At 28.5% G+C, this 26,672-nt stretch carries 27 protein-coding genes; 21 read left to right on the top strand and 6 right to left on the bottom strand.

Annotated features, from left to right (window positions below):
- A partial coding sequence (locus FDK22_RS14665; RefSeq protein ID WP_240534060.1) for a glutamate synthase-related protein occupies positions 1-382 on the top strand: 382 nt, incomplete at its 5' end.
- A gap of 31 nt (positions 383-413) precedes the next feature.
- Positions 414-2,282: a HAMP domain-containing methyl-accepting chemotaxis protein gene (locus FDK22_RS14660; protein ID WP_138153735.1), complete on the top strand. Its 1,869-nt coding sequence runs from the start codon at positions 414-416 to the stop codon at positions 2,280-2,282.
- A gap of 190 nt (positions 2,283-2,472) precedes the next feature.
- Here FDK22_RS14660 and FDK22_RS14655 read toward each other — a convergent pair whose 3' ends face one another.
- On the bottom strand, positions 2,473-2,673 hold the full coding sequence (locus FDK22_RS14655; protein ID WP_138153734.1) for a hypothetical protein: 201 nt from the start codon (positions 2,671-2,673) through the stop codon (positions 2,473-2,475).
- 144 nt (positions 2,674-2,817) lie between these two features.
- Between FDK22_RS14655 and FDK22_RS14650 the strand changes: the two genes are divergently transcribed.
- The 3 genes from FDK22_RS14650 to FDK22_RS14640 are packed head-to-tail and all read left to right on the top strand — an operon-like array spanning position 2,818 to position 4,804.
- Entirely contained in the window at positions 2,818-3,576 is a 759-nt protein-coding gene (locus tag FDK22_RS14650) for a tRNA 2-thiocytidine biosynthesis TtcA family protein (RefSeq protein ID WP_138153733.1), read from the top strand.
- Positions 3,576-4,073 (top strand): 2-thiouracil desulfurase family protein, encoded by a 498-nt coding sequence (locus tag FDK22_RS14645; protein ID WP_138153732.1) that lies wholly within the window; start codon positions 3,576-3,578, stop codon positions 4,071-4,073. The genes FDK22_RS14650 and FDK22_RS14645 overlap by 1 nt, the downstream gene beginning before the upstream one ends.
- Complete coding sequence (locus FDK22_RS14640) at positions 4,070-4,804, top strand: N-acetylmuramoyl-L-alanine amidase-like domain-containing protein (RefSeq protein ID WP_138153731.1); 735 nt, start codon at positions 4,070-4,072, stop codon at positions 4,802-4,804. Before FDK22_RS14645 ends, FDK22_RS14640 begins: the two co-directional genes overlap by 4 nt.
- Position 4,805: 1 nt before the next feature.
- On the opposite strand, the gene trxC is transcribed toward FDK22_RS14640, so the two are convergent.
- From trxC to FDK22_RS14620, 4 genes are all read right to left on the bottom strand, one after another.
- Positions 4,806-5,237, bottom strand: a complete 432-nt coding sequence (gene trxC / locus FDK22_RS14635; protein ID WP_171013009.1) for a thioredoxin TrxC — start codon at positions 5,235-5,237, stop codon at positions 4,806-4,808.
- Position 5,238: 1 nt separating this feature from the next.
- Positions 5,239-5,490, bottom strand: a complete 252-nt coding sequence (locus FDK22_RS14630; RefSeq protein ID WP_138153730.1) for a flagellar basal body rod C-terminal domain-containing protein — start codon at positions 5,488-5,490, stop codon at positions 5,239-5,241.
- A complete protein-coding gene (locus FDK22_RS14625) occupies positions 5,480-5,767 on the bottom strand; it encodes a hypothetical protein (protein WP_138153729.1) in 288 nt (95 codons plus the stop codon). The genes FDK22_RS14630 and FDK22_RS14625 overlap by 11 nt, the downstream gene beginning before the upstream one ends.
- Before the next feature lie 90 nt (positions 5,768-5,857).
- Positions 5,858-7,402 carry a SulP family inorganic anion transporter gene (locus FDK22_RS14620; RefSeq protein WP_138153728.1) on the bottom strand — a complete coding sequence of 515 codons (1,545 nt, stop codon included), beginning with the start codon at positions 7,400-7,402 and terminating at the stop codon, positions 5,858-5,860.
- Between the two features lie 104 nt (positions 7,403-7,506).
- Between FDK22_RS14620 and FDK22_RS14615 the strand changes: the two genes are divergently transcribed.
- The 3 genes from FDK22_RS14615 to FDK22_RS14605 are packed head-to-tail and all read left to right on the top strand — an operon-like array spanning position 7,507 to position 10,107.
- Entirely contained in the window at positions 7,507-8,628 is a 1,122-nt protein-coding gene (locus FDK22_RS14615; RefSeq protein ID WP_171013008.1) for a GGDEF domain-containing protein, read from the top strand.
- Complete coding sequence (locus FDK22_RS14610) at positions 8,628-9,185, top strand: CDP-alcohol phosphatidyltransferase family protein (protein ID WP_138153727.1); 558 nt, start codon at positions 8,628-8,630, stop codon at positions 9,183-9,185. The genes FDK22_RS14615 and FDK22_RS14610 overlap by 1 nt, the downstream gene beginning before the upstream one ends.
- A 7-nt stretch (positions 9,186-9,192) precedes the next feature.
- Positions 9,193-10,107 (top strand): Ppx/GppA phosphatase family protein, encoded by a 915-nt coding sequence (locus tag FDK22_RS14605; protein ID WP_138153726.1) that lies wholly within the window; start codon positions 9,193-9,195, stop codon positions 10,105-10,107.
- Here the strand turns inward: FDK22_RS14605 and FDK22_RS14600 are convergent.
- Entirely contained in the window at positions 10,100-10,912 is an 813-nt protein-coding gene (locus tag FDK22_RS14600) for a flagellin (protein ID WP_138153725.1), read from the bottom strand. The two genes, FDK22_RS14605 and FDK22_RS14600, sit on opposite strands and share 8 nt — an antisense overlap.
- A gap of 149 nt (positions 10,913-11,061) precedes the next feature.
- On the opposite strand from FDK22_RS14600, the gene FDK22_RS14595 reads away from it, so the two are divergent.
- The 13 genes from FDK22_RS14595 to FDK22_RS14535 all read left to right on the top strand — a co-directional run bounded on the left by FDK22_RS14595 (position 11,062) and on the right by FDK22_RS14535 (position 26,586).
- Positions 11,062-12,756: an acetolactate synthase large subunit gene (locus tag FDK22_RS14595; RefSeq protein ID WP_138153724.1), complete on the top strand. Its 1,695-nt coding sequence runs from the start codon at positions 11,062-11,064 to the stop codon at positions 12,754-12,756.
- Positions 12,749-13,246 carry an acetolactate synthase small subunit gene (gene ilvN, locus FDK22_RS14590; RefSeq protein WP_138153723.1) on the top strand — a complete coding sequence of 166 codons (498 nt, stop codon included), beginning with the start codon at positions 12,749-12,751 and terminating at the stop codon, positions 13,244-13,246. Before FDK22_RS14595 ends, ilvN begins: the two co-directional genes overlap by 8 nt.
- 31 nt (positions 13,247-13,277) lie before the next feature.
- Entirely contained in the window at positions 13,278-14,225 is a 948-nt protein-coding gene (gene lpxD / locus FDK22_RS14585; RefSeq protein WP_138153722.1) for a UDP-3-O-(3-hydroxymyristoyl)glucosamine N-acyltransferase, read from the top strand.
- A 290-nt stretch (positions 14,226-14,515) separates the two neighbouring features.
- Entirely contained in the window at positions 14,516-16,483 is a 1,968-nt protein-coding gene (locus tag FDK22_RS14580) for a DNA translocase FtsK (protein WP_420836720.1), read from the top strand.
- Between the two features lie 64 nt (positions 16,484-16,547).
- The gene (locus FDK22_RS14575) at positions 16,548-17,231 is read left to right on the top strand and encodes a response regulator transcription factor (protein ID WP_138153720.1); all 684 of its coding nucleotides are present in this window, start codon (positions 16,548-16,550) and stop codon (positions 17,229-17,231) included.
- A complete protein-coding gene (locus FDK22_RS14570; RefSeq protein ID WP_138153719.1) occupies positions 17,224-18,504 on the top strand; it encodes an ArsS family sensor histidine kinase in 1,281 nt (426 codons plus the stop codon). Before FDK22_RS14575 ends, FDK22_RS14570 begins: the two co-directional genes overlap by 8 nt.
- 84 nt (positions 18,505-18,588) lie before the next feature.
- Positions 18,589-19,347: a flagellar hook assembly protein FlgD gene (locus tag FDK22_RS14565; protein WP_138153718.1), complete on the top strand. Its 759-nt coding sequence runs from the start codon at positions 18,589-18,591 to the stop codon at positions 19,345-19,347.
- Positions 19,348-19,479: 132 nt separating this feature from the next.
- A complete protein-coding gene (locus tag FDK22_RS14560; protein WP_138153717.1) occupies positions 19,480-21,474 on the top strand; it encodes a flagellar hook-basal body complex protein in 1,995 nt (664 codons plus the stop codon).
- A gap of 15 nt (positions 21,475-21,489) precedes the next feature.
- The gene (gene flgL, locus FDK22_RS14555) at positions 21,490-22,623 is read left to right on the top strand and encodes a flagellar hook-associated protein FlgL (protein ID WP_138153716.1); all 1,134 of its coding nucleotides are present in this window, start codon (positions 21,490-21,492) and stop codon (positions 22,621-22,623) included.
- A gap of 9 nt (positions 22,624-22,632) precedes the next feature.
- Complete coding sequence (locus tag FDK22_RS14550; protein WP_138153715.1) at positions 22,633-23,001, top strand: hypothetical protein; 369 nt, start codon at positions 22,633-22,635, stop codon at positions 22,999-23,001.
- A gap of 10 nt (positions 23,002-23,011) precedes the next feature.
- A complete protein-coding gene (flgK, locus tag FDK22_RS14545) occupies positions 23,012-24,283 on the top strand; it encodes a flagellar hook-associated protein FlgK (RefSeq protein WP_138153714.1) in 1,272 nt (423 codons plus the stop codon).
- A gap of 9 nt (positions 24,284-24,292) precedes the next feature.
- Positions 24,293-25,630: a flagellar filament capping protein FliD gene (gene fliD / locus FDK22_RS14540; protein ID WP_138153713.1), complete on the top strand. Its 1,338-nt coding sequence runs from the start codon at positions 24,293-24,295 to the stop codon at positions 25,628-25,630.
- 83 nt (positions 25,631-25,713) lie between these two features.
- Positions 25,714-26,586 carry an EF-hand domain-containing protein gene (locus FDK22_RS14535; RefSeq protein ID WP_138153712.1) on the top strand — a complete coding sequence of 291 codons (873 nt, stop codon included), beginning with the start codon at positions 25,714-25,716 and terminating at the stop codon, positions 26,584-26,586.
- Positions 26,587-26,672: the final 86 nt, after the last annotated feature.

The raw sequence follows: 26,672 nt of genomic DNA, 5'->3' as shown, positions 1-26,672 counted from the left end.
TGATGATGTAATTATTACTTTATGTATTGGTGCTGATTTTATACAAATAGCAAGAGGTTTTATGATGAGTGCTGGTTGTATTAGAGCTAGATATTGTTCTGGGGCTAGTAAACACCAATGTCCTGTTGGACTTGCTACTCAAGATATTAAAAAAAGAAAACACTATTTTGTAAAGAAACACTCAGATTACATAAAAAACTACCATAACAATATTCTTAAAAGTATGAAAAGTTTATTAGCAGTTATGGGATTAAAGAATGTAAAAGAGTTAGATAAAGAGAAACTAATCTTCTTAGACAGAGATTCTATTATCCATGATGATATGGATAGTTTATTTGAAAGAAGAATATTCAATAGTACTCAAAATACAAAAATAAATTAACTTTTGTCTAGAATGATAAAAAAGGAAAACTATGTTTAATTTAAAAAATTTAGGAATAAGTAGTAAAATACTTATATCTCCATTAGTTGTAATGTTATTTTTAGTAATGTTATCTCTTTATTCTATTGATACTTTTAAAAATAGTAAGGCTAATTTTAAAAACATAGTAGAAGAAAAAATTGAATTATTAAACATAGGAAATAAATTTCTAATTGATATTAGAGAATATAATATCATCGTATATAAAGTTTTTAATTTTGTTATGAATGTATATGAAGAAAAAGAGATTTATGAACAAATTGATTTAATTGCAAAAATGCAAAAAGATTTAAATAAAGATTTAAAAAAATTAAAAACTTTAGCAAAAAGTAATAATAAATTATTAAAGAATATAAAAGAACTTGAAAAAAATCTTACAGCCTATAATAGTTCAATAAACGATTCTATGAATGATGTAATGAATATCACCTTTGATAGAATAATAGAAGCAGAGGTTTATTTTGAAACAATAAAAAAAGAACTTAATGAAATAAATAATAATACAAAAAAAATAAATACTGATATTTATAATAAAAACTTAGAGGGTATTGATTTAACAATAAGTGTTATGTACATTTTAATCGCTGTTGCTTTATTTTTATCTATTTTAATTACATTTATAGTGACAAAAAATATTAAAACTCCTTTAAAAATGTTTGAAAAAGGTTTATTGGAATTTTTTAGTTATTTAAATCTTGAAAAAACAACTGTAGATAAAATTGCGATTGATTCTAAAGATGAATTAGGAAAAATGGCAGCATTAATCAATTCCAATATAGAAAGAAGTAAAGAAAAAATTGAAGAGGATAGAAAACTTTTAGATAGTACTATTCAAACTACAACAAAAGCTAAGCAAGGATACTTGGATGTTAGAATAGAAGTAAATAGTTCAAACCCTATGTTAAATCAATTAAAAAATGAAATAAATCAAATGTTAGAAGAGATTGAAAATAATATTAAAAAATCTATGGAAGTTATATCAACATATACACAATATGATTATACACAAAGGGTTGATACTAGTTCATTAGAGGGTGATTTAAAAGCTTTTAGTAATGATATTAATAGTTTAGGAGATGCTGTTTGCTCAATGTTGGTTGAGAATAGAGATGTTGGACAAAGACTTTCTTTAAGTGCAGAAAATTTATCAAAAAATGTAAATGATTTAACAAATGCAGCAAATAATCAAGCAGCTTCATTGGAAGAGACAGCAGCATCAATTGAAGAGATTACTGCGAAAATGCAAAATAGTTCAAAAAATATTGCCCAAATGACATCTTATGCAAATGATGTATCAACATCAGTTGTACAAGGGGAAGATTTAGCAACTAAAACTACATTATCAATGGATGAGATTAATGAACAAACTCAAGCTATTGCAGAAGCAATTACAGTAATTGACCAAATCTCTTTTCAAACAAATATCTTATCTCTTAATGCAGCAGTTGAAGCAGCAACTGCTGGTGAAGCAGGAAAAGGTTTTGCTGTTGTTGCTCAAGAGGTTAGAAATCTAGCTAGTAGAAGTGCAGAAGCTGCAAAAGAAATAAAAGATTTAGTTGAAAATGCAACACAAAAAGCTTTTGAGGGTAAAGAGATTTCAGCACAGATGATTAAAGGTTATGAAAAGTTAAATAACAATATTCAAAATACTTTATCCTTAATAACAGAGGTTTCTTCCTCGTCAAAAGAACAATCAATAGCAATGGAACAAATCAATGAAACTATTAATCAATTAGATCAAGTAACTCAACAAAATGCTATGTCTGCTTCAGGAGCAAATGATGTAGCAAAAGATGTAAAAGATATAGCTCAAAATGTGGTTTCAAACACAAATAAGAAAAAATTTATTGATATAATATAAAAAGGGAGAAATTACGATAAAAATTCTAATATTTTAGAAAAAAAATCTAATTTCACTACTTTTTAGACACTTTTAATTGTTATCATTCTTTAACAATAAAGAACAGGCAACTATAGCTTTATATTCCTACTCCCACTCCTTAATAGATTATATTTGTCTGCTTCTTTAATGTTAAACTTTTTCTTTCTAACTACTGTTGACTTTTTCTAATAAATTTTAAAATCATTATCTGTTCAAAAAGCATATTCCCAAATCCTTTTGGTAAATCAGGATTATTTTTTTCAACATTCATAATAGTATTTTTAATTTGTTCTTCAGTCATGTTCTGCACTAGTGGCATAATATTTTTAGCGATTGTTTCTTTAAATTCTTGTATCTCTTCTTGAGTCATATATTAATTCTTTTTTTTAAACTTGGACTCAAATTATAATAAAATTACCTAAAATAATAGTTAATTTATCCCTAAGTTTTTATCATAATTAAAATTTGAGTAAATTATGTTATAATCGCGAAAAAATTATAGGAAATATTTATTTTGGTAGAGTTAAGTAAAAAAATTTCAAAAGTAGTAGGTAAAACAAACGCAGAGTATGGACTTATAAAAGAGGGTGATAAAGTATTAGTTGGATTTTCAGGTGGAAAAGATTCAACAACGCTTATTCATGCTTTAAATCATTTAAAAAGAGTTACACCATTTAACTTTGAATTCAAAGCTGTAACAGTTACATATGGTATGGGTGAACAAGTTCAATTTTTAGCAGATCACTGCAAAGAACATGGAATTGAGCATGAGATTATTGATACTGAAATCTTTGAATTATCAAAAGAAAAAATTAGAAAGAATTCTTCATTTTGTTCATTCTTTTCTAGAATGAGAAGAGGGTATTTATATTCTACTGCACTAGAACAAGGTTACAATAAACTTGCTCTTGGACATCACCTTGATGATGCAATGGAATCGTTTTTTATGAATTTTCTTTATAATGGTGCTTTAAGATCTATGCCACCAGTTTATAAGGCTGAAAATGGTTTAGAGGTTATTAGACCACTTATATTTTGTAGAGAAAGACAATTAAGAGCTTTTGCTCAAACAAATGAGATTATGGTTATTGGTGATGAAGCATGTCCTGCAATGAGATTTGATATTAAAATGCCATATGCAAGAGCTAAAACAAAAGAGCTTTTAGAAAAAATGGAAGAAGAGAATCCTCAAATGTTTATCTCAATGAAAGCAGCATTTAACAATATCCAAACGTCAACTTTTTTTGATAAAGAGTTATTGGATAGAGATTAATGAAAATATTAATCTCTTCTTGCCTTTTAGGTGAAAATGTTAGATATGATGGAGATAATTCATCAATAGCTTATAATTCTTCTTTTACCTTTTCTCAAAAAGAGCGTTTTATGGATATGCTTTGTTCTAATGAAATTTATTCATTTTGTCCAGAAGTTAGTGGAGGTTTATCAACCCCAAGAACTCCTGCGGAAATCGTTTCTAGAGAAAAACCTTTTATTGTAAAAGATAAAGAGGGGAAAGATGTAACAATAAACTTTTTATTAGGGGCAAAAAATACTCTTGATTTATGTAAAAGTGAAAATATAAAAGTTGCACTTCTAAAGTCAAACTCCCCTTCATGTGGAAATACTCAAATCTATGATGGTACTTTTACTTCAAATCTAGTTGAGGGGCAAGGTATGACTGCAAAACTACTTATTGAAAATGGTGTAACAGTTTTCAATGAAACCCAAATGAAAGAGTTTTTTAGATATCTAAAAGAAAATAAAAAATGAAATATTTAATTCTACTTTCTATTTTTATCTCAAGTATTTTTTCTTCGCAGATAGATTTAGGAAAGTGGAATCAAGAAAGCTTCGATACCTTCTTAAAAAAAGAAAAATCAATAAATGAAATATCAGCTTCTTTTTTAAATACACCCTATAAAGCAAATGTTTTAATAGGTTCATATAATAAAAAAGAGGAATTAGTTATAGATTTTGTAAATTTAGATTGTTTTACTTATATTGATTATGTTGAAGCAATCAAAGAATCAAAAAATTATAAAGAGTTTAAAGAAAATCTTGTAAAAATTCGATATAAAAAATCACAAATCACTTATGAAAATAGAAACCATTTTTTTACTGATTGGATTACTCAAAATGGTTTTAAAAATATCACTTCAAAACTATCACAAAATAGTAAAAAAACAACTAAATATCTAAATAAAAAAGATGATAAAAATTTATATCTAAAAGGTATTAATATAAATAAAAGAGAGTTTGAATATCTTGAGCCACAGTTTGTAGATAAAAACTTTTTACAGAAGTTGAAAAATGGAGATTATATAGGTATCTATACTAACTTAAAAGGTCTAGATGTAACTCACACTGGAATAATTATAAAAAAAGATGGCAAAACCTTTTTTAGACATGCTTCAAGTAAAAAATCAAACAGAAAAGTTGTAGATGAATTATTTGTTGATTATGTTAAAAAAACTCCAGGTATTTTGGTTTTAAGAAAATAATTTATATAAATTCATTAACTAAATTAGCTAATCTTAATGGGTCAAGTGCTCCACTTACTCTTTTTACTTCAATACCGTTTTTATAAACTACAAGTGTTGGAATTGATCTAATACCATATTTTGCACCTAGATTTTGTTGCTCTTCTGTATTTACTTTTGCAAATAATGCTTTTAAAGGGAATTTTTGAGATGTTTCATTGTATATTGGAGCAAACATTTTACAAGGTCCACACCAAGGTGCCCAAAAATCAACTACAACAGGAATTTCTGAATTAACCACAACATGGTCAAAATTACTTTCATCCAAGTCAATTGGTGTTGTATCAAGTAACGAATTTTTACATGAACCACAATTTGCTTTTAAATAAGAATCTTTTTTTGGTATTGAATTAATTTTTTTGCAGTGAGGACAAACTATATTAATTTTATCCATTTTAAGCCTTTATATCTAAAATGGTAGACATCATCTCATCTTTTGTTCTAATCCCATTAGCATTTGCTTCATAAGCTATTGTTTGAGGAATCATATCAACCATTGCATTTGTAAAATCTTGTGTATTTAAGGGTAAGTTCTCTTGATTTTCAATATCAGTTGAACTTTTTGTTGTACTTGCAATTGTTTGTGCATTTTGATTTACTTGCATTTGTACTGCTAGCATACCATTTAAGTTATTATCAATTCTCATAATTTTCTCCAATACTTTGAAGTAACATTCTATTTAAATTTGCACTTCTTGATATTTGGGCATCTGCAGAACCTAATTCATTTACAGAATTTGATACATCTAAACTTCCTTGATACTCTTGTTTATCATAGGTAGAGTTAGATTCATTTAATTTATCATATGAATCTTGAGTTGATTTACTTATCTCTTGTCTATCAATACTTGATAATTGCGCTCTTTTTTGAGCCAATTGCATATATATTGAAGAAGAACTTGATAAATTATTATTTATTTCCATAATGAACTCATTTTTGTATATTTATGTGATTATATCAAAGAAAAAAATAAAAGTAAAGAAAGGGATAAAACTAATTTTATCCCAAAAATTTTAGTAGTCAATAGCAACTTTATAGTTTGGATCATCTTCTTCGTAAGTACAAAAAGGACCTGCATCTTTAAGAATTTGTTTACAATCTTTACTTAAGTGTCTAATAACAAGTTTTTTACCCATATCGGCATATTTTTTTGTTATATTATCAATTGCTTCAACACCTGAAATATCCATTACTCTCGCATTTTTAAAGTCTAATACAATATTTTCTGGATCATGTTTTGTATCAAAAAGTTCAAAAAATGAAGTTGTTGAACCAAAAAATAAAGGTCCATCAAACTCATATACCTTTGTATTTTCATTTTCTCTATAAGTTCTTGACCTAACTTTAGAGTGATTCCATGCAAATACAAGTGCTGAGATTATAATACCAGTAATTACTGCAATTGCTAAGTCTGCAAATATTGTGATTACAGTAACAGCAACTAATACAAATTTATCAGAATTTGGCATAAATCTAATTCTATTACCACTTTCCCATTCAAAAGTACCAATTGAAACCATAAACATAATTCCAACTAAAACAGCAACAGGAATCATGGCAATATAAGAAGATAATGAAACAACAAAAGAGATTAAAAGTAAGGCTGCAGTTACACCTGATAATCTTCCCCAACCACCGTTTGAAAAGTTAATAATAGATTGTCCAATCATAGCACAACCTGCCATTCCTCCGAAGAAACCACAAACAATATTTCCACTACCTTGGGCAATACATTCTTGGTTTCCACTTCCTCTTTTACCACCCATTTCATCTAAAACTGAAAGTGTCAAAAGTGATTCAATTAAACCAACTAATGCAACTAAAATTGAATATGGTAATACAGTAATAATTGATTCCATTGTTATATGTAAAGTTGGAATTCCAAAACTTGGAAGGTTCCCTGAAATATTAGCTAAATCACCAACTCTTTTTGTATCTAAATCCATACTAATAACTACTGCTGAAATAACAATAATAGCAACAAGACCTGATGGAATTGCAGTTGAGATTTTAGGAAAAAACTTAACTATAATCATTGTTGCAGCTACAAGAACATACATAATCCAATTTTCACCTTCAAATAATGGAAATTGAGCCATTGCAATTACAATTGCAAGTCCATTTACAAATCCATACATAGCTGGTTGAGGAACAAGTCTTATTAGTTTTCCTAATTTAAAAACACCAATTGAAACTTGAATTATACCTGCTATTATTGTTGCCACAAGAATATATTGTAATATATAAGTTGATAGTTCACCATTTGTACTTAATTGCTGTAACATTTCAGGAGATAAAGACTCTTTAACTTCAATCCCAAGTCCAACAAGAACAACGGCAATAGCTCCTGTCGCTCCACTAATCATTCCAGCTTTTCCACCAACTAAAGCTGTAATTAAACCTAAAATAAATGCCGTATACAACCCAACTAATGGAGAAACTCCAGCAATAATTGAAAATGCAATTGCTTCAGGAACTAAAGCAATTGCAACAACAATTCCGGATAGTACATCACTTTTTACAGATTGACCTATAAATGTATTTTTAATATTTAACAAATTAATACCTTTCTTTGAAAGTCGCGATTATATCTAATAGATTATTAAGCACAAGTTAAGTTAAAAATAATCAGTTATAATAAATTATTTGATATAATTTGCCCATGAAAATTAATAAAGAATTTTATAAAAGTACTATTTTTAAACTAGCTATTTTAAGTTTTATAATCTTAGCTTCATTACTTACTTCTAGTTTTATGTTTAATTCTCAAATTGATAAATTAAAAAAAAGAATTGATTATATCTACTTTGGCAATTACATCCCAGTACTAAAACTTCATACACTTGAAGATAACTTTGAGAATCTAATTACTTGCATGAGAACATATAAAAAATGTGATAGAGACCCCTTTTTTAAAGAAATTAAAAAAGAATGGAACTATTATGACAATGCATTTAAAGGTAATGAAGAGAGAATTGTAGTTGACAAGATAAGTATTGAAGTAAACAACTCTTTGAACTATAAAGCAAAAATAGCTCAATATAAAGATGTAATAAAAAAGATAAATTTTTTAAAACAACATGAAAAAAATGTTGCCTATAAAAAACGTAAAGCTTTTTTGAAAGAGTACACTTCAATGAAAGAGTATCTTTTTTATAATATGGTTATTTTAGTGTTTATATCATTTTTATTTATTGCATTAATTATTTATTCTATTGTAAAAAAAGATAATCAACTTAAAATTTTAACAAAAAAATATAAAATAGAATCAATCACTGATGCAATGACATCCCTTTACAACAGAAAATATTTTGATCAAATATTTGACAATATGCCATTTATATCTAATGCAAATAAATGGAACACTGCCTTTGTTATGTTAGATATAGATTTTTTCAAACAGTATAATGATACCTATGGCCATGATATGGGTGATATAACATTAAAAGCAGTGGCTAATTCTTTAAAGACATATTTTAACAAAGATTATGAGTATGTTTTTAGATTAGGTGGTGAAGAGTTCGGGGTAATTTTATTTGATATAGATAAAGAAACATTAGAAGAGTGCTTAAAAGATGTAAACAAAACTATTGAATCATTAAATATTGAGCATAAAAATAGTAAAATATCAAACATTGTTACAATATCAATAGGAGCTGTTATTTACGAAGCAAACTCTTATGTATCTTGTAATAGATTATACAAGATTGCTGATGAATCACTTTATCTGTCAAAACAAAACGGTAGAAATCAGTATACAATTTATGAAAACGAAGGGAACTAATGACATTTCTTTTTAATAAAAATAGCCATTTTAATTTAGCTAATTTGGCAACTTTTTTTAACATCTCTGCAGGTATTATGGCCATATATTTTTTAACACATAATGAGTTTTTTGCTGCAGCACTTTTTGCATGGTTAGCAGGAGGATTTGATATTGTTGATGGGAAAATTGCAAGAAAATATAATCTATCAACTGAGTTTGGTATTCAATTAGACTCTTTTGCTGATTTTTTATCTTTTGTAATAGTTCCAACCATGTTTATCTATTTTGCAATTATAGACACTAAGGAGCTGATGCTTTTTACTCCACTTGTTGCATTTGCTTTTATTTATTATGTAATTTCAGGTCTTAGAAGATTAATTCAGTTTAATATAAATGCCGAAGAGGGAAGTGTAGAAAAATATTTCACTGGGGTTCCTACTCCACTAGGTGCAATTTTATTATGGGTAGTTTATCTTGTATGGTTAACTGGGATTATAAATGAAAATATTGTACTTATTTTAATGATTTTAATTGGATGGTCATTAAATTCTAAAATTAAAATTCCACACCCTTAGTATTTGAATGAATAAAGTTACTACTATTGATTTAGGCTCTAATTCATTTAGAGTCTTAATTTATGATTGTTTAAATCACAAAATTATCAACGAATACAATGAAGTTGTTGGTATGGCTGATGGTTTAAATGAAACTGGTAATATCTCTCTTGAAGCCCAAGAGAGAGTAGTTGATGCAATTATGCGTTCATCAAAAAGTTTAGAATATGACCCTAAAAGTGCAGTTTGCGTAACAACTGCCGCAATGAGATTAGCTTCAAATAGTAATGACGTATTAAAATATTTTGAAAAAACTACTGGTGCAAGGTTTAAAATAATAGATGGAAAAGAGGAAGCTAGATTAACACTTTTAGCTGTTAAGTATGCATTAAAAAGGGAAAGAATAGATTCTTCTAAATTTATATTATTAGATATTGGCGGTGGGTCGACAGAAATTATTCTTAATGAGGGTGATAATTTTAATTCAAAAAGTTTTAATTTTGGCATTGTAACACTTACACAAAAATATCTTACAAGTAATAAACTAATTGAAGAATTAGATAATTGGAAAAAAGAGATAAACCTTTTTTTAGATGAACTAGATATTAATTTAGAAGATTTTACCTTTGTAGCAACTGCTGGAACACCTACAACAATTGCTGCAATTAAACTAGGACAAGACTTTTTCCATTATGATAAAGATGAAGTTAATGGAACAATAGTAAATTTAAAAGATTTAGATGAATCTTTAGAGATGTTTAAAAATTCAAATAATGAAACTATTACAAAATTAGTTGGACGAGGTAGAGTAGAGTTTATCGAAGTTGGTATTTATATATACAAAGCTATTTTTGAAGTTTTAGAAAAAAATGAATCGATTGTTTTGGATGATGGTTTAAGAGAAGGTGTTGCAATAGATTATTGTTTAAATAAATCTATCTAACACCAACTAGTTTAACGCTTTGCTCTTGTACAATATTTGCTTGTGAAGCAGCTAAATATCCAGCATTTGCTATAACATTTGATTTAGTAAAATCTGTAACCTCTTTAGGGAAGTCATATTGTTTTGTAATTCTATTTTGATTAGTTAAATCTTTTTGTTCTTGAATTGATTCTCTAGCACTTTCCACAAGATTTGTTCTTAAATCTTGAAACTGTGAATGAACATCATCAAGTGCTTTAATACTCTCTTTTACAATCTCAATTGTTTCATTTAATTGCTCTTGATTGTTTAAATCATTTTTACTAATCGCATTTCCAACTGCAATAGCTACTTCAGGAGTATTTGGTTTATCCATTGAAAAATAAGCTTCTTTTGTAGAGATATCAATTGAAGTTGTTTCATCGTATTGATCAACATATAATAAATTTTCTCTTTTATAAGTTGTTTCAAATGCAATTTCTCTAAAATTTAACAGTTCTTGATTTATTTCATTTTTAACTTGATTTTTATCAACATTATTTTGTAAATCTTCTTCTCTAAAACTTAACTTTTCGCTGATTTTTTCTAAAGTTTCTTTTTGTTTTTCAATACCACTTTGAGCAGTAATTGCAATACCAATACCTTCATTGAAAGTCTGTAAAGAAGCTGATAATTCATCTCTTTTTTTGTTATATTCATTAATTGAAAGGGAAAAAGAATCTTCACTTTTACTAACACTTTCTGTTTTGTTAGATGCCCCAATTTGTTGATTAGGAACATTATTTAAGGAGCTTGTTAAATTATTATTAATACTATTAATATCCATATTTTCTCCTCTTTTTAAATATTATTAGTCCATTTTACTAAACTTAAGATTAATTTAATATTAACCTGAAATATTATGTAGTGGGCATTAAAGATACTATTAATAATAATTTTTGTAGAATATCTGACTAATTTATGACAGGAGAGACAATGAGAATAACTGGCGCAAAAATGGTTACTGAATCATTAAGAGAAGAAGGGGTAGATGTAGTATTTGGTTACCCTGGTGGCGCTATTATGAATGTCTATGATGAAATTTACAAACAGAGTTTTTTTCAACACATTTTAACTAGACACGAACAAGCTGCTATACATGCCGCAGAAGGGTATGCAAAATCAACTGGAAAAGTTGGTGTTGCAATCGTAACTTCTGGACCAGGTTTTACTAATGCAGTCACAGGTCTAGCTGATGCTTATATGGATTCAATTCCATTAGTTGTTATTTCTGGGCAGGTTCCTACTACAATTATAGGTACTGATGGATTTCAAGAGATTGATGCAGTTGGTATAAGTAGACCTTGTACTAAGCACAATTATTTAGTTAATGATATTAAAGATTTACCTAGAATTATTAAAGAGGCATTTCATATAGCAAAAACAGGAAGACCGGGGCCTGTACACGTTGATATTCCAAAGGATATTACAGCTGAAGTTTCAGAATTCAAATATCCAAAGAGTGTTAATTTACCTACATATAAACCAACTGTTAATTACAATAAAAGACAGTTGAAAAAAGCGATGGAAGCGATTGCAAAATCTAAAAAACCTTTACTTTATGTTGGTGGTGGAGCAATTTTATCAAATTGTTCATATGAAATTAGAGAATTTGCAGAGCTTACTAATATCCCTGTAGTTGAAACACTAATGGCAAGAGGTGTAATGGGGCATAAACATGATTTATTAATTGGTATGCTTGGAATGCATGGTGAATTTGCTGCAAATATGGCAGCTCACGATACAGACTGTATTATATCACTTGGAGCAAGATTTGATGATAGGGTAACAGGAAGACTTGATGAATTTGCTAAAAAAGCAAAGGTAATTCATGTTGATATTGACCCAGCATCAATTGCAAAATTAGTACATACTAATTATCCAATTGTTGGGGATTTAAAAGTAACTGTTGAAGGTATGATTGAATCAGCACGTGAAATGGAGTTTAACAAATATGATAATTGGGTTGCTCTTTTAAAAGAGTATAAAGAGAAAGAACCTTTAAGATTCATAGATTCAGATTCTGTGGTTAAACCTCAATGGGTTATCCAAAGAGTTGGTGAAGTTTTAGGGGATAAAGCAATAATCTCTACAGATGTTGGTCAACACCAAATGTGGTCAGCTCAATTTTATCCATTTAACTATCCAAGACAATGGAATACTTCTGGTGGTTTAGGAACTATGGGATTTGGACTTCCAGGAGCAATGGGTGTTGCTAGAGGTAATCCTGATAAAGTTTCTATTAACTTCACTGGAGATGGTTCAATTTTAATGAATATCCAAGAGTTAATGACTTGTGTAGAATATGATTTACCAGTTATAAATATTATTTTAAATAACAACTATCTTGGTATGGTAAGACAATGGCAAACATTATTTTATGAAAATAGATTATCTGAAACAGATCTTTCTATGCAACCAGATTTTAAAATGCTTGTTGAATCATTTGGTGGAGTTGGTTATAGAGTTACAACTAAAAAAGAGTTTGATGAAGCATTAAAAGATGCAATTGAAAAGAAAAAACCAGCAATGATTGATGTAGTAGTAGCAAGGGATGAAATTGTATTGCCTATGGTACCAAATGGACATGCATTAAATGAAATGACACTTATAGGAGATAACAATGAATAATTTTAACCACTATTATGACTCAACTACAATAAGACAAGTTATCTCAGTAATTGTAATGAACGAACACAACGTTTTATCAAGAATTGTTGGACTATTCTCTGCAAGGGGATATAATATCGATTCTTTAACTGTAGCACCAATTACAGGAAGTGAATATTCAAGAATGACAATTGTTACAACTGGAGATAAAAGAGTTATTGATCAGATTGTTAAACAATTGAATAAGTTAATACCAGTATTAAAAGTTAACGAACATCAAAATGTTATAGAAAAAGAGACTGTATTAATTAAAATACCAATTGATCAGCCACTTAGTGATATAGAAGTAATTGCAAGAGCTTATAATGGACATATTCAAAATGTTACAGATGAAGCTATTGTAATCTCTGCTACAGATGCACCAAGTAGAATTGCAAATTTTACAAATATTATGAATAAATTTAGACCACTTGAAGTAGTAAAAAGTGGTGTAGTTGCAATGGAAAGATAAGAGTTTTCTCTTATCTTTTTTAAGGATTTAAATGAAACTAAATAAAATAGCTGAAACTTTAAATATACAATGTGATAAAGATATCGAAATCTTAGGTCTTAATACGCTTCTTGATTCAAACGAGAATCAATTAACTTTCTTAGAAAATAAAAAATATGTAAATGATTTAGAAAAAACAAAAGCAGCTGCGGTATTAGTAAAAGAGGAATTTGCTTTAAAAGTTCCAAAAGGAACAACAGCATTAGTTTGTGATGAACCATATTTATCTTTAGCTTATATTTCAAAACTTTTTGCACCAAAAGTAGTTGAAACTAATGGCGAAGATTGTATTGTTGGTGAAAATACAACTATTATGCCAAATGTTTATTTAGGTAAAGGTTCAATTATTGGTTCAAATTGTACTATTATGGCAGGTGCTTTTATTGGTGACAATGTTACTATTGGAGATAATACTATTATCTATCCAAATGTTACAGTTTATAGAGATTGTAAAGTAGGTAGTGATTCAATAATCCACGCGGGTACTGTTATTGGTAGTGATGGTTTTGGATTTGCAAATAGAAAAGATGGAAAATATATAAAAATCTATCAAAATGGTAATGTTATTGTTGGTAATGATGTAGAAATTGGTGCTAATTGTACAATCGATAGAGCTGTTTTTCAATCAACAATTATTGAAGATGGAGTAAGAATTGATAATCTTGTTCATATTGCCCACAACTGTAAAGTAGGGCGTGGTTCAATATTAGTTACTCAAGTTGGTCTATCAGGTTCAACTATTTTAAATGAATATGTTGTAATGGGTGGTCAAAGTGCTACAACTGGTCACTTAGAAATTGCACCATTTACAACTATTTCAGCGCGAGGTGGAGTTACAAAATCTATTACTGAACCTAAAAAACAATGGGCAGGCTTCCCTATAATGGAACATAGAATTTGGCTTAGACTCCAAGGAAAAATTGCAAAATTATTAAAATAAAAGGCTTCAAAATAGTTAAAAAAATATTATCACTAATTTTTCTTTTTGTCATTGTTTATTTTGAATATGCTACTTTTATTGGAGATAAAACTAGTGTAGGAACTGTTGGAACTTTATTTTCCAATTTTTCACATAGATATTTTGGATTTTTATCATATATCTATTTATTATTATTCTTATATCCATTATATATTTTAAACTTTAAAGAAAATTTTGATTGGCAAGAGTTTTCAATCAAGGTTTCTTCTGTAGTATTATTATTAATCTCGTTACTTACCTTTCAATCTTTAGTGGTTGAAAAAGGACTTTATAGTGGTGATATTGGTAATTATATCATTGATTCAATATTCCCATTTATCGGACTTGCTGGACTTTGGTTCTTTGTTTTAATCTCTTTTATTATCTCATGTTTGATTCTTTTAGATGATACAGAAATAAATATCAACCCTAAAAAGTTTATACCTAAAATGCCAACTATTAAAAGAATTGATACTAGTGTTAAACCAAAAAGAATAGAGAGTAAAAAAAGGGAAAAAAGAGTTAAAACAATGCCACCTGCAAAAGAGTCTGTTTCTATAAAAGAAGAGGGTGATGTTGCTCAAATAGTTATTGAAGAAGTAGATGAGAGTGTTTCGGGGATTAAGACAGATGATTTAAACATCATTCCACTTGATGAAATTCATAAAAATATAAATACAAATCAACCTTCACTTTTTGAAGATGAAATAGATATTGAAGAGATAAAAATAACTTCTGAAGATGAACATCCTCATGCAGTTATTGTTGATGAATTAGAAGAGAATAAAAAACTTCAAGAAGAGATAGAATTAGGGGTTACAGAAAAACCTAAAGATTTTGAATTGCCATCAACTAAATTTTTTCAAGAGCCACCAAAAGAGAAAAAATCAAAAGTATCTGAAGCTGAAATTGATAAAAAAATTCGTGACTTATTAGAAAAATTACTTATGTTTAAAATTGAAGGTGATGTTGTAAGAACTTACACAGGTCCTGTCGTAACTACTTTTGAGTTTAAACCAGCTCCAAATGTAAAAGTATCTAAAATACTAAATTTACAAGATGATTTAGCAATGGCTTTAAAAGCTCAAACTATAAGAATTCAAGCTCCAATACCAGGGAAAGATGTTGTTGGGATTGAAGTTCCAAATGATGATATGCAAACTATATTCATAAGAGAATTATTAGAAAGTGAGATTTTTCAAAACTCTAAATCACCACTTACAATGATTTTAGGTAAAGATATTGTTGGTAAACCTTTTGTTACAGATCTTAAAAAGCTTCCTCACCTATTAATAGCCGGAACTACAGGTTCAGGTAAGTCTGTTGGTATTAATGCAATGATTTTATCGCTTTTATACAAAAACTCACCGGATAATTTAAGACTTGTAATGATTGACCCAAAAATGCTTGAATTTTCGATGTATAATGATATTCCACATCTTTTAACTCCAGTAATAACTAAACCAACTGATGCAATTAATGCTTTATCAAATATGGTTTCAGAGATGGAAAGAAGATACACTTTAATGTCTAAAACAAAAACTAAAAACATTGAATCTTATAATGAAAAAGCAAAAAAACAAGGTTATGAAACAATTCCTTATATTGTAGTTGTAATTGATGAGTTAGCAGATTTAATGATGACAAGCGGTAAAGATGTTGAACTATCTATTGCTAGACTTGCGCAAATGGCAAGGGCTTCTGGTATTCACTTAATAGTTGCAACACAAAGACCATCAGTTGATGTTGTTACAGGACTTATAAAAGCAAACTTGCCAAGTAGATTATCTTATAAAGTAGGGCAAAAGGTTGATTCTAAAATTATTCTTGATTCTTTAGGCGCAGAATCATTACTTGGACGTGGAGATATGTTATTTACACCTCCTGGAATGTCTGGGCTTGTAAGACTTCATGCCCCTTGGTCACTTGAAACAGAAATTGAAAGTGTAGTTGATTTCTTAAAAGACCAGAGAGAAGTTGAATATGATATGAACTTTGTAAAAGATAAAGAAAACTCTAGTCTTTCTGGAGCTGGAGATTCTTTAGATTTAGGTGAATTAGATGAACTTTATGAAGATGCTAAAGAGGTTGTATTAACAGATAAAAAAACTTCAATCTCTTATATACAAAGAAAACTTAGAATAGGTTATAACCGAGCCGCAACAATTGTAGAACAGCTTGAACAAACTGGAGTTTTAAGTGAAGCTAATGCAAAAGGTAATAGAGAAATCCTTCTATAAGCCTTTTGTTACATGCCATTTACTTTTATTTATTATAATTACTATGTTTTTTAAGGAGTAGTATTTGATAAATATACTTATGATAGAGGATGATTTAGAACTTGCAGATATCCTCATAGACTATTTAGACCAATATAATATAAAAGTTACAAATTACGAATCACCAGAACTTGGTATTTCTGCATTAAGAATAAAAAAATTTGATTTAATAATTTTGGATTTATCTTTACCTGAAATTGATGGTATAGAAGTTTGTAGAATGATTAGAGACAATCATAATATTCCAATTATAATCTCAAGTGCCAGATCTAATATAGGTGATAAAATTGCGTGTTTCTCATATGGTGCTGATGATTTTATGCCAAAACCATATGATACACAAGAATTGATTTTTAGAATAAAATCTATTTTGAGAAGATGTAATTTTGATATTCCATCAACACCTGAATCTCAGAAAAAGTCTATTTTTACCCATGTTCAAGATAAGATGGAGATCTTAAAAGAAGGAGAGCTTTTAGATCTAACAAATGCAGAATACCATATTTTAGCATATATGATTTCTAAAGCTGGTTTTGTAATTTCTAGGGAAGAACTCCTTTCAAATGTAGATTCTATTAAATATGAAAGTACTTATAAGAGTATTGATGTATTAATAGGAAGAGTAAGAAGTAAGATAGAATTAAACACTAGGAAGCCTAAATATATTCTTTCAATTAGAGGAGTGGGATATAAACTGGTTAATGAGTAAAAAGAATTCAATTCTTTTTCAAATTACACTATTTTTTATTACTATATTTCTAGTGATTAATTTAATTGTCTTGATACAACTTTTTATTAATGATAATTCAAATGACATGATGAATATGAAAAGATATTTTCAATCTGTTAGAATTATAAAAGATAGTAAACATGAAAATTTAACTAAAAAACAAATAGAAGAAAAATTAAAAGTTTATTATACTCAACTTGCTAATATTGACTTAGATACAGTAAAAAAATATGGACAAAAACAAAAACTAACTGATCATCCAATTGATATTTACATCTACAAAGATAAAAAATATATCAATCCAAAAAAGCCAAAGTTTATTCCAAAATTTGAACCACCTAAACCTGAAAAATTTGATAAAAACTTTGTAAAAGATGAAGATATATTATTTATAGACAATTTAAAAGATAGCTATATTATAACTTTTTGGTTTGGAATTCTTTTTATAATTGATTTACTTTTAGTATGGTTTTATTACTTTTTATATAAAAAATTAATTCCTTTACATAACTTAAAAAAAGAGATTGAAAAATTTTCAAAAGGTAGTTTAGATATCAATACTCAAATTAAAGGTAAGGATGAAATCGCACAGGTTTCAAACGAATTTAATAATGCAATTAAAAAGATAAAAGATTTAGATGATTCAAGAAAACTGTTTTTAAGAAATATTTTACATGAATTAAAAACTCCTATTACAAAAGGTAAACTAGTATCAGATACATTAGAAAATGGCAAGAAGAAAAATGTACTGCAAAGAGCATTTATAAGATTAGAATTTTTACTTGAAGAGTTTGTTAAACTAGAGCAACTGACTTCAGGTAAAATGAATCTTGTTAAAAAAGAATATAGAGTAATTGATTTACTTGACCAATCATTGGATTTACTATTAATAGATAGATTAAAGGTTGATATCTATCCAAATGGAACAAAAGTGCTAGTTGATTTTGAACTTTTTTCAATAGCTTTAAAAAATCTTATAGATAATTCAACAAGATATAACACTAATGGTAATCCAGAGATATTTATTAAAGAGGATTGTTTGATTATTAAAAACCAAGGAGATGCTTTAAAAAAACCTTTTGAAGAGTACTTAAAACCGTTTAACAGAGAATATGAATCAATAGATAAAGGTTTAGGATTAGGACTGTATATTACGAATAGTGTAATTGAGAGTCATGGGTTCAAACTTTATTATCAATTTTCAAAAGGATATCATATTTTCAAAATTCAATTTGTGATACCTAAGGATTAACTTCCATTTACTTTCGTAACTAATTAATTACCACTTATTTTTTTTATCCTGATAAAGTTAAGAAAACTTTAAAAGGAGTTTAAAATGTCTACAGCAATTGATGGTATTACATCTACTAGTTCTACCGATGCCTATGGAAATACATATACTACAGCAATAAGTGGAAATGATGCTCTTGCAAGTGAAGATTTCATTACTTTAATGTTAACTGAACTATCCATGCAAGATCCTACTGAACCTGTTGATTCAAGTTCTATGCTTGATGACCAACTTGCACTTCAAACTCTTGAAACAAATATTACGTTAACCGAATCAATGGAATCTTTAGCAACTTCATTTGCTCAATCAGCACTTTCTGATTCTGCTTCATTAATTGGTAATATTGTTGAAACTAGTGAAACTGATGATTCTGGTAATACAGTTCAATATAGAGTTTCTTCTGTGGCAAGCACAGATGGAACAATTTATCTAACAGCTTATGCAATTGAAGATTATTATGATATTTATAGTTTTACCGAAGTTGATTCAACTTCAACTGTAACTGATTCAGAGAGTGAAGATGCAACGTTAACAGTAACAAATAGTTCAGGTAATGAATATGAAATATCTACTTATGGTAAAACTTATGAAGAACTCGCTGAAGAGTTAAATACTATTGATGGAATAAATGCTACTTTAAGTGAAACTAGTGACGGAACTTATCAATTAGTTATGACTGTAAGTGGTGGTGGAAGTTCTTTATCTTCATCAGATGTTGATTTTGGATATTCATTAGAAAATGCAACTTCATATAATTCTGAGGCAGAAACACTTTTATATACAAATGTAACTAGAATTTACTAATGTTACAAAACTCATTCTTTGTTACTTTTTATTTAATTGGGGTGTAATATAGTTATTTAACTGGCACCCCAAGTTTACTCTAATCCCCTAATATATTTATACCAAATGAATTTTCATTATAAAGGATTAATTATGATTGGTGCATTATGGACTGGAATTTCGGGATTAGCTTCTCAACAAGTTGCCCTTGACAACGAATCAAATAATATTGCAAATGTTAATACTGTAGGATATAAAGCTTCTAGAGTTTCATTCGCTGATTTGATGTATCAAGATAGTATTGGTAAAGGTTCAACTGTAACAAGTGCAGAGAAACAATATACTCAAGGAAGTTTAAACTTAACAGGTTCATCATATGATATGGCATTAAATGGAGATGGATTTTTTGTTGTAAAAGATGTTAGTACAACTGGAACTTCTGAAACATATTATACAAGAGCTGGTAACTTTAGAATGGGTGATAATGGTACTTTGCAAGATGCTTCTGGAAATGAAGTACAAGGTTGGGCAATGAGTACTATTGATACTGAAAATGATGTAGTTTCAACAAACTCTAACTTAACATCATTTACAAGTGATTTTACAAGTATTGCCGGAAATCAAATTATCCAATTTTCAAATAAAATTCAAACATTTACAGCCAAAACAACAGACTATACATCTACAGCTACTAGTGATTCTGAAGAATTGTCTGGTTCTGGAGTTAAAACAATGTCAACTAAAATCTCTGATGTTGAAGCGTTGATTTCTGAATATGAAGCTGCACTTGAAGAGTATGCCTTAGATCCTGATGTTACCTCATCACCTGCAATTGCTCAACAAACAGTTATAGATTTTCCAGAGGGTACAGACTCATCTTTAAATAGTGAAGGTGATCAAATTTATGTATATATTAATGGAGATAAAATTACACAAGATTATATAAGTGTTACCACAACAGAAACATTAACATCTACAGATTTAGATGGTGATGGTACTGTAGATAGTGATGATCAGAATATTGCTGCTAGTAGAATAGCTACATATAAAGCTTTAGCAGATGAAATATCAAATGTTACTGGACTAAATGCTTATACAGTAAGTGAAACCACTACATCTACAGATACTATTTATGCCCAAAGTACTGATTCAAGTGATGTTTTAGAAGGAATTATAAAAATTGATTCAATTATTCCAGGTGAAGCATTTACTGTAGGAGATGTATCAGAAGTAAACGGTTCAATTGAGACAGCTGGTACAAGTACTACTATTACTGAATCTGTGGATGGTTCAGGGGAGGGTAAAGTTGAATCTATTATGGAAGCATTAAAAGATGCTGTTACAGGAAGCCAACAAGATATTTATCAAGATACAGATGTTTTATCAGATGATGATGGTACAGCTATTACATGGGCTACAGGAGATACATTATCATATACATTAAATGTAAATGGGGTTGATGTAACAGTTACAAGTGCTAATACATTAACAACTTATGCGGAAGCTATGGAAGATTTAATAACTAAAATCAATGCATCAGATATGCAAACTGAAATTCAGGCAATAAACATTAATGGAAACTTAGTAATAGAATCAAAAGAAAGTGGTGAAGAGTTTTCAGGAGTATTAAGTTTTACAGATTCTTCTACTTCAACTACTTATGAAAAAGAGAAAAATTTAGACTTAAGTGGAAGTACTGGAGCAGGAGCTGAGTTTATGCAAATTATTTCAACTATTGATCAAACAACTTCTCAATCATCTTTACAATTAAGTCTTGAATCACTTGGATTAACAGACTCTGCATTTGGAGAGTTCTCTGTAGATGATAATGGTGTTATTACTATGACTCAAGATGGAGTTGATTATGCAATTGGTCAAGTTGCAATTGCCCAATTTAACAACAATATTGGTCTTGAATCAGTTGGAGACAATTTGCTTGCTAGTACAAATTCAAGTGGTGAAGCTATATATACTATTAACAATGAAAACTCTACAACTGTAGAAGGTGAAACACTAGAGCTAAGTACAGCTGATTTAAGTGAGAGTCTTGTAAATCTAATGGTTTTTCAAAGGGCATTTGAAGCAAACTCAAAATCAATTACAACTGCAGATGATATTTTAACAACATTAATTCAGATGAAAAGATAGATTAAAGGATTTATTATGGTTAGTTCTATTAATTCTATAATGTACAATCTTGAATTGTTAAATGAAAAAAATGCTAAGGTTACTTATAGCCTTAGCAGTGGAAATGCTATACAAAATGGCAGTGATGATAGTATTCTATATAACCAAATCTTAACTATACAAAATAGCTTAGATTCATATAATGGTATATCAGAACTAATTTCTTATAGTAGTTCTTATAATTCATCTAGTGATTCTTCAATGAGTTCAGTTAAAAGTGCAACAGAATCTATAATTGCTGGATTACTACAAGCAAATACAGACACAACTTCTTGGACAGATAAACAAACTATAGCAGATGTAATTGAAGGATATAAAGAAACACTTTATTCTTTAGCAAATACTTCTATAGACAATCAATATATATTTTCTGGTTTAAATACTGACACACAACCTTTTGTAATGGATGAAACTACAAAAAAAGTAGCATATGTAAGTGACAATTCAACTAAAACATTAAATGTTGAAAAAGGTACATATGCAAATCAAGGTGTTAATGGTATTGAAGCTTTTTATTATGAAGATTCAACTGCTAGTAATGGTGAATCAATAACTATTAGTGAAAATCAAATTATTTTAGATAATAGTGGAAATCAATGGCAACTAATGGATTCAAATAATGATGGATCAATTGATGGTTTATATTTAGATGGAGACCTATCATCAACTTCAATTTCTGTTACAGATAATTTAGATGATACATATACTTTTACAAATAGTACATTAAGTTCATTAACATCAATGAATTCAGTATTTGATTTATTAGATGAAATGATAAATACACTAAATTTAGTAGATAGTGATGGTAATTCTATAACGGAAGATGAAGGTGGTAATATTTTAAGTTCATTAATTGATGAAATTAATACTGCATATGATTCACAAAATATTGCCCATGCATTAGTTGGTACTAGAACAAATACAATTGAACGTTATCAAGAAATTATAGATTCAAAAATTACAAATCTAACAATACTAGAAAAAGAGTTTGCAAGTGCAGATTTAACATCACTAGCTGTTGAAGCACAATCACTAGAAAACACTTATACGGCGCTTTATTCAACAATAAATAGAGTAAACAGTCTTTCATTAGTTAATTATTTAAGTTAGGAGTAAAAAATGAAGAATACAGTAAATTTAATTGGTTTAGAATCTCAAGTATTGGAGTGTTATTCGTATTTTATGGATAATCATAAAACTACTAACTTTGATGATTTAGAAGCAAAAATTAGAGATTTAAAAAATGTTATGGTTAGAATGACAATAACTAATCTTGTTAATATGATAGATAGAGTTGTTGAAGATGGTAGAAAAAATAGAAATGGTGAAAACAAACAATACAATGTTTCATCACTACAAATTACAAATGATGATAAAGTAAATCTTATTTGTCATGAAGTAGTAGGATTTGATAATATTGACAAAAAATATATCTTAGATAATGAATTGTCATATATTAATTTTTCTAAAGTAACAAGAGTATACTAAAGGATTTATTATGATAAATTCTTTGTATACAGCTCAATCAGGACTGTTTACTTCTAGGTCTCAAATTGATGTAACTTCTAATAATATTGCTAATGAAAATACAGAAGGTTATAAAAAAAGAGTAAGTGATACAAGTGAAGTTGATTCATTAGAAGATAATATTGGTAATGGTGTATCTTTTGATAGTGTTAGTAGAACTACAAATCAATATCTTTATACCCAAATACTAAATCAATCAAGTAAACAGTCTTATTATGAACAACAAGATACTACTTTATCACAAATTGAAATTATTTTTCAAGAAACAGATACAAGTGGTCTATCAACTACATTAAGTGATTTTTTTAATTCAATTGAGAGTTTAAGAAGTGACCCAACTGATTCAATTTATGCCAGTGAAGTTGAAAGTAATACAGAGTTATTAATTACTTCATTACAAGGTCTATATAGTGATTTAGAAGATTTAGAAGATTCTATTTCATCTCAATTAGAAGATGAAGTTTCAGAAGTAAATACTATATTAGAAGATATTGTTTATATAAATGAACAAATTCAAAATAGTAGTGAATCTAGAAATGACTTACTTGATAAACAAGACCAACTAGAATTTGAACTTGCTCAATATGTTGATATTGAAGTTGATACTTCAAATGATAATTATGATTTAAAAATTGGTGGAGTAACAGCTATATTTAATGGCACAAATTTGCATGAAGTTTCAATTGTAGAAGAAGATGGTGATACATCCTTAACCATTTATAATAATGAACTTGAAATGTCTAGTGGGTCATTAAAATCTTTAACACAAAATTTATCATCTGATTCTGCAATATATGAAGCTATGGAAAGTTTAGATGATTTTGCTTCGGCTTTAATTACTGAATTTAATAGTGCTAGTTCAACAACAATTTTTAGTGGAGATTCCGTTAGCAATATGGAATTAGTTGATGGTGTAATAGATAGTTTAAGTAGTGATGATTTAGAAAATATTGCACAAATACAATGGGGAGAAGGTTACTCAATTGGTGATTTTTCTGGTTCCTTTACAGAATACTATCAAGATTTTCTAGTGGGCATATCTTCTTCTGTAGAAGATAATGCATTTATACTAGAAACTCAAGAAGCAGTTGTTCAATCTTTAAAGTCCAAATATGAAGAAGAAACTAGTGTAGATAGTGATGAAGAGATGATTAACTTAATACAGTATCAAGCAGCATATGAAGCTAATGCAAAAGTTATAACTGTTGTAGATGAAATGCTACAAACAATTTTAGATATGTAGGAGGATAAGATGGCTGACGGAATATTAGGATTAGGAAGTTCTGGTAGTTTAGAATTAAATTCAGAACTATTAGAAAAATTAAGGGCAGCAGAGGATACTGCATATTTAGATCCAATTACTGAAGATATAGAAGAGACTGAATTAGAAATTGAAGCCATTGATACAATTGCTTTAAAAATTGATGAATTATATGAAGTAGTACAATATTTTGATTTATATACTAGTGATACTAATGTGTTTGATGAAATGACAGCAAATACATCAGGAGATTCAGTTTCTTTTGATGCCGCAGATTCAAGTGATTTAAACCCAGGTACAGTTACTGTTTCAGTTGAACAATTGGCAAAAAAAGATGTTTATCAATCAAATCTTATAACTGATATTGAAGAAGAATTAATAGATTCTGATTTAACTATTGATGTAGGTGACGAATCATATACTTTTGATACATCAGGTATGACATATGAAGATTTAGTGACTGAAATAAATTATATTAGTTCCTTAGAGGCATCTTTAGAAGAAGTTGGTGATAACTCGTATAGATTAGTTATTAAAAGTGCAGAAAGTGGTCTAGCTAATTCAGTAACAATAAGTCAAGGGGATGATTTAGATTTAGGTTTTGAGGAAGAAGAAAATCATGTATTAACTTCACAAAATTTAATTGCAACAATTGATGGAGTTGATTATGATATTTCATCTAATAAAGTTACATTAAGTAGTGGATTAATTATTAGTGCAGTTGATGAAGGAAATTCATCAATAACAATAACTAATGATGATAGTTATGTTATTGAGGCAATTGAAAGTTTAGCTACAATCTATAATGAACTTGTTGATTTAGTTTCTACATATACAGATGGTGACGATGATGAAACAGGAGTTATACAAGATACAAGTTCAATTAGATCTATTATGAGTGAAATAAAGAATATATTCTATGAATCATATGGATTAGAGGATGAAGAATCAGCGTTTTTTTATGGAATTTCTTTTGATGAAGATGGTTATATGGAAGTTGATTCTGACGAGTTGGCTGATGCTTTAGCAAATAATTATGATGATTTAAAAGAACTATTTGTAGGATATGCAGAAAAAGAAGGTTTAGCTACAACATTAAGTAATTATCTTGATGATTTAGATTCTTTAGATGGTGCTTTAACTACATATGAAGATAAGTTAGATAATAAACTTGAAACTTTAGAAGAAGAATATGAAGAAGAATCAGAAAGACTTGATGAAAAATATTCACAAATGGCTGAACAATTTGCTGCATATACAGTAATTATTACTGAAATGGAAAATGCTTTTGCTTCATTAGAAATGATTATTAATGGAGATGATGATTAGAAAATTAATTGTTACCAATTATTTACTTTAAAGGTATAAACTTTCAATAATAGAAAAACTATTTAAATTAAAAGGAGCCTATTATGAACATATCTTCAATTGGTTTGACATCAATGATGCCATCGGTTAGTAATATTTCAAAAGATATAATATCTCAAACAGATACTGATTCAGATTCAGCATTAAGTTTAGAAGAATTAGGTATTGATGAAGAACTTTTTAATACCTTAGATAGTGACTCAGATGGTTATGCAACACAAGCAGAATTAAGTTCTGCAATAGAAAGTAAACTTTCTGAATATGGAGGTTCAATGCCTAGTCCAGAAGAATTTTCTTCTTTACTTTCAGACTTAGGCTTAGAGATACCAGAACCTCCTGAAAAACCAAGTAATAACACAGACTCTATGAGTGGTGATTTTGCTGCAGAATTAATGTCAGCATATGATACTGATGGGGATTCACTTCTTACAAGTGAAGAGGTTTCTTTGTTAAGCCAAGAGGAATTTTCTTCATTAGATACTGATAGCGATGGGTCAATATCAACAGAAGAATTAACATCTGCCATAAATAAAGTAGCAAGTGGTACTACACCACCACCAGCTGGTGGAGCTCCAATGGGAGGAGGAGAATCTTCAGCTAGTAGTGAAAGCGAAGATGAAGAAACTTACTCTGAGATTGACACAAATGAAGATGGGGTTATATCAAGGGAAGAATTAGAAGCATATTATGGTATTAGCAATAATTCAAGTGAAGATGAAAGTACTGAAACAGCTAATGATAATAGTCTTCAAAACATTAAAATGCTTATGGAAGCATTAAAATCAAATTCTGATGATCCTATTGACCAAGATAGTTTCAGTGGAATGATGAAAATCATCAATACTCAAAATAATAATAGTGAATTAAATTCTTATCTTTCAAAATCTACTTCAAGTTCGTTATTTAGCTACGTTTAGAAAAGCGTAGCTATTACTTTTTAGTAACATACCGTTAATATTCATCAGATATAATTGTATATACAATTAATTTAAAAAGAAAGTTA

It is taken from the genome of Arcobacter arenosus, from assembly GCF_005771535.1.
Classification (GTDB): domain Bacteria; phylum Campylobacterota; class Campylobacteria; order Campylobacterales; family Arcobacteraceae; genus Halarcobacter; species Halarcobacter arenosus.
The sequence above is the reverse complement of the archived record's forward strand: the minus strand, read 5'-3'. Positions and strand labels throughout refer to the sequence as shown.